We start from the raw sequence: 4,443 nt of genomic DNA on the forward strand, positions 1-4,443 counted from the left end.
GCCCGCCTGTCCGGCGACCTGGCCGCGCTGCGCGATGCCATCGACCGCGCGCTGGACGCGGCCAGCCCCGCCCCGACCGACCCGCGCGAACTCGGCGCGCCCGACCTGCCCCGCATCGCCGATGCCGACCCCACGCAGGAGGAGTTGCGGCTGCGCGCGCTGCTGCGCCGGCCACGCTGAGCGCGCGTCAGAACCGCCGCGGCCGCAGGCCGCCGTGGAACCAGCTGACCAGCGTGTAGATGTCGTAGACCGGCAGGCCCAGTGCCTCCCGCAGGGCCGCGGCATAGGGCGGCATGTTCGTGCATTCCAGCACGACGGCGCCGACCTCCGGGTGGCGCGCCACCAGCCGCCGTCCGGCCTCCAGGATGTCCTGCTCGGCCAGCGCCACGTCCATGTCCTGCTTCTCGGCCCTGATCAGCACGCGGAAGAACTCCCGCCCGTCCTCGGTGCCCTCCACCGGCACGTCGCGCGGCACGCCGGCGGCATCGAGATGTGCCGGCGTCAGCGACCCGCGGCTGACGGTGATGACGCCGACGCGCCGTCCGGGCGGCAGCATCGCCTGCACCCAGGGCACCTGCAGCAGCGAGCTTGTCGCGACGGGCACCTTCACCGCCGCCGCGAGCTCCGCCTGGAACAGTGCGAGGAAGCCGCAATTGGTGGTGATCGCCTCCGCGCCGAGGTCCACCAGGTCCTGCGCGGCGGCGATGAAATCCGGCAACAGGCCGCGCGCGCCCTGCAGCACGACCTTCTCCGGGCTGGCGCCGCGCACCACGCGGAACAGCACGGGGAAGGGCCAGGTCGCGCCGTTGCCCATGTCGCCGGGGATGCGCGGGAATCGCGCTTCCAGCATCAGGATGCCGAGCGGCGCGCCGTAGATGGATTTGCCGCCGCGCGCGATCCGGGCGGCCGGGTTGTCCTGCCTCATGCGCCGAGCCTAGGCCGGCTTCGCGCGCGGCGCGACGGGGGTTGCAAGGCAGGGCGCCGCGCCGTCAATTCGCTGCACCCGTCGGAGATACGAAGATGCGCCTGACCCGCCGCCTGCTCGCCCTGCCGCTCGCCGCGCTGCTCGGCGCCGCCCCGGCCGCCGCCCAAGGGACCGCGCAGCAGCCCGCCTGGCCCACCCGCCCGATCGAGTTCACCATCGGCTTCCCGAACAGCTCGGGCGTCGGAATCTACGCCCGCCGCATCGCCGAGCCGCTCTCCCGTGCGCTGGGCCAGCCGGTGGTGGTGAACCCGCGCATCGGCGCCGGCGGCAACGTCGGCTCCGACTTCGTGGCGAAGGCGCGGCCCGATGGCTACGTCATCCTGTTCGGCACCGCCGGCACCCACGCGATAAACCAGACGCTCTACCGCCGCCTGCCCTTCGACGTGCTGCGCGACTTCACCCCGATCGCGCATCTGGGCGACGTGCCGAACATCCTGACCACCAGCGTCGAGCGACGCCCGCAGTACCGCACCTGCATGGACGTCATCAATGACGGGAAGGCGCGGCCGGGCGCGCTGAACTACGGCAGCACGGGCAACGGCGCTTCCACCCACCTGGCCGGGGCCCGCTTCGCGGTGGCGGCGGGGCTCGACGTGGTGCACGTGCCCTTCACCGGCCAGGCCGGCGTGGTGACGGCGCAACTCGGCGGGCAGATCGACTTCTTCTTCAACCAGACCGGCCCGGCCATCGCGATGATCCAGCAGGGCCAGGTGCGCGGCCTGGCGGTGACCACGCGCAGCCGCGTGCCCGCGCTGCCCGACGTGCCGACCGTGGCGGAGGCGTGCAACCTGCCGGGCTTCGAGAGCACGACCTGGTACGGCGTCTTCGGTCCCGCCGGCCTGCCGGACGAGATCACGCGCCGGCTGAACGAGGAGATCGTGAGGATCATCTCCGCGCCGGAGTTCCGCACCTGGCTGGTGCAGGACCAGGGCATCGAGCCGCCGACGGTGAACACGCCGGCCGAGTTCCGCGCGGTGCAGGAGCAGGACGTGGCGCGCTGGGCGCAGGTGGTGCGCGACGCGCGGGCGACGGTGGACTAGATCCCCACGAAGCCGCTTCGCGTCTTCGCCGGGGGACCGGCTTGGCGCCTGCCGTTCCCGGTCTGGTTCATCCTGTCGCGGCGAAGCCGCGACAGGGCACCGGGGGGCGGAAGGGACGGGCAGCGCTCGCTTTGTGTCAGCTGTCGAGCCGGACGTTCGCGGCGCGGGCGACCTCGCGCCACTTGGCGATCTCGGCGGCGATGAAGCGGGCGTACTCTTCCGGCGTGCCGGGGTCGGGGAAGCCGCCCATCTCCACCATGCGCGTCGCGATCGCCGGGTCGCGCAGGATCGCCACCGTGTCGGCATTCACCTTGCGGATGATCGCCTCCGGCGTACCGGCCGGTGCCACCAGCCCCGACCAGCCCAGCGCCTCGAAGCCCGGCGAGACCGTCTCCGCCACGGTCGGCACGTTCGGCAACTGCGGCGTGCGGGCGCGGCCGGTGACCGCCAGCGCGCGGATGCGCCCGGCGCCGATGTTCGGCAGCGCGGAGGCCAGGCTGTCCACCATGACCTTCACGTTGCCCGCGATCAGGTCCGCCATGGCCGGCCCGCTGCCGCGATAGGGCACGTGCGTCATCTGCAGCGAGAGGCGGTGGGCCAGCATCTCCGCCGTCATGTGCTGCGCCGTGCCGGGCCCGGCCGAGGCGTATTGCACGCGCCCCGGCGCGCTGCGCGCGAGCGCGACGAACTGCGCCATGTCCGCGGCCTCGAAGGAGGGGTGGGCGACGAAGACCAGGGGCAGGGTGAAGATGTTGGTGATCGCGGCGAAGTCGCGCTCCGCGTCATAGGGCAGCCGCGCCATCACCGAAGGGTTCACGCCGAGCGTGCCGGAGGTGCCGACGCCCAGCGTGTAGCCATCGGGCGGCGCAGCCTTCACCGCCTCCATCCCGATCGCGCCCGCCCCGCCCGCGCGGTTCTCCACCACCACGCGGTGCGGCCAGCGCTTCGAGAGCTCTTCGGCGACCAGCCGGCCGAACAGGTCGGCGGCCTGGCCGGGCGGGAAGGGGACGATCACGCGCACCGGGCGCGAGGGGTAGTCGGATTGGGCGCGCCCGGCGACGGGCAGTGTCAGCGCCGCCCCGGCGGCAAGCAGCGCACGGCGCCCCGGCATGAACAGAGTCATGGTGTCCTCCTCCCTTTCCGGGTGAGCCTAGCGCGGGCGCGCCGTGCCTGTCTGCCGCCCTGCTCAGCCCGCCCGTGCGCCGGAGGCGCGGATTACAGGCGCCAGCAACTCCGCCTGCTGCGCGCGGTAGGCCGAGAGCTCCGCCGGCGTCGCCGGCCAGGGCGTGCTGCCATCCTGCATGTAGCGCTGCACGAGCGTGGGCTGGCGCAGCGCGCGGGCCGAGTATTCGCTGATGCGCGCGACCATCGCGGGCGGGATGCCGGCCGGGCCGACGATGCAGGCCCAGGAGACGAGGTCGAAGCCCGGGAGGGTCTCCGCGATCGCAGGCAGATCGGGCGCGGCGGAATGGCGTTCCAGGCTGCTGACGCCGAGCGCGCGGACCTTTCCCTCCCGCGCAAGCGCCATCCCGGTCGAGAACAGCCCCCAGGCGATGGGGATGCGACCAGCCATCAGGTCAACCATCACCTCCGGCCCGCGATAGGGCACGTGCGGAAGCTCCAGCCCGGCCCGTGTCCTGAACAGCTCGCCGGCCAGATGCGGGGTGTTGCCGATGCCGCCCGTCGCATACTGCAGCCGGCCGGGATCGCGGCGCAGCAGCGCCAGCAATTCGGCGACGCTGTGCGCCGGGATGTCGTTGTTCACCAGCAGCACCACCGGCTGGCGCCATTGCCCGCCGATCATCGTGAAGTCGCGCGCGGGATCGTAGGACAGGTTCGGAACGACATGCGGCGCGATCACATGCGTGCCGATGCCGCCGAGGCCGATGGTGTAGCCATCGGGCGCTGAGCGCGCGATGGCCGAGTTGCCGATGGTGCCGCCGCCCCCCGTGCGGTTCTCGACGACGAAGGTCTGCCCGGTTAGGTCCGCCATCGCCGTGCACCAGAGGCGCGAGGCGGTGTCGGTCCCGCCACCCGGTGCATAGGGCTCGATGTAGCCGACCGTGCGCGCGGGCCACTCCGCCTGCGCGATCGCGGGACGCCTCGCCGCGCCCGCGATGCCGGTTCCGATCCCGAGCGCGAGGGTCTGTCGGCGCGCCACGGCGCGCACAAGGGGGTGCGACATGCGGCGTCCTCCCTGGCGCCAGCGACCGCGGGTCGCGGACGGGATCGGCCGAGCTCACCCTCCCCGGCTCAGGAGCGGGTGCGCTCCTGGCGATGTCACGGAGTTTCGCACACCGCAGACCGCAGGGGAGACACGAATCGGCGGGCGGCGTTGGGCGGGCCCGCGCCGCCGCGCGAGGCGCCGGCCGCGCGCCGACCCGTCAGCCCTCCGCCGCCGCCAGGATGCGCCCGATC

Annotated in this window: 5 protein-coding genes; 2 read left to right on the plus strand and 3 right to left on the minus strand. The window is 73.4% G+C overall.

Annotated elements, in window-relative coordinates; translation table 11 throughout:
* A partial coding sequence (locus tag OZN99_RS26190; protein WP_270938174.1) for a hypothetical protein occupies window positions 1-180 on the plus strand: 180 nt, incomplete at its 5' end.
* A gap of 7 nt (window positions 181-187) precedes the next feature.
* On the opposite strand, the gene OZN99_RS26195 is transcribed toward OZN99_RS26190, so the two are convergent.
* On the minus strand, window positions 188-925 hold the full coding sequence (locus OZN99_RS26195; protein WP_270938175.1) for an aspartate/glutamate racemase family protein: 738 nt from the start codon (window positions 923-925) through the stop codon (window positions 188-190).
* 95 nt (window positions 926-1,020) lie between these two features.
* On the opposite strand from OZN99_RS26195, the gene OZN99_RS26200 reads away from it, so the two are divergent.
* Window positions 1,021-2,025, plus strand: coding sequence for a Bug family tripartite tricarboxylate transporter substrate binding protein (locus tag OZN99_RS26200; RefSeq protein ID WP_270938176.1), 1,005 nt, complete (start codon window positions 1,021-1,023; stop codon window positions 2,023-2,025).
* 136 nt (window positions 2,026-2,161) lie between these two features.
* On the opposite strand, the gene OZN99_RS26205 is transcribed toward OZN99_RS26200, so the two are convergent.
* Entirely contained in the window at window positions 2,162-3,148 is a 987-nt protein-coding gene (locus OZN99_RS26205) for a Bug family tripartite tricarboxylate transporter substrate binding protein (protein ID WP_270938177.1), read from the minus strand.
* Window positions 3,149-3,211: 63 nt separating this feature from the next.
* Window positions 3,212-4,210: a Bug family tripartite tricarboxylate transporter substrate binding protein gene (locus tag OZN99_RS26210; protein WP_270938178.1), complete on the minus strand. Its 999-nt coding sequence runs from the start codon at window positions 4,208-4,210 to the stop codon at window positions 3,212-3,214.
* Window positions 4,211-4,443 lie beyond the last annotated feature (233 nt).

It is taken from the genome of Falsiroseomonas oryzae, assembly GCF_027856955.1.
Lineage (GTDB): Bacteria > Pseudomonadota > Alphaproteobacteria > Acetobacterales > Acetobacteraceae > Falsiroseomonas > Falsiroseomonas oryzae.

Bases quoted from the DNA above. Each gene is read 5' to 3' on its own strand.
- OZN99_RS26205 (WP_270938177.1), bottom strand. From the start codon at position 3,148: ATGACTCTGTTCATGCCGGGGCGCCGTGCGCTGCTTGCCGCCGGGGCG.
- OZN99_RS26195 (WP_270938175.1), bottom strand. From the start codon at position 925: ATGAGGCAGGACAACCCGGCCGCCCGGATCGCGCGCGGCGGCAAATCC.
- OZN99_RS26210 (WP_270938178.1), bottom strand. From the start codon at position 4,210: ATGTCGCACCCCCTTGTGCGCGCCGTGGCGCGCCGACAGACCCTCGCG.
- OZN99_RS26200 (WP_270938176.1), top strand. From the start codon at position 1,021: ATGCGCCTGACCCGCCGCCTGCTCGCCCTGCCGCTCGCCGCGCTGCTC.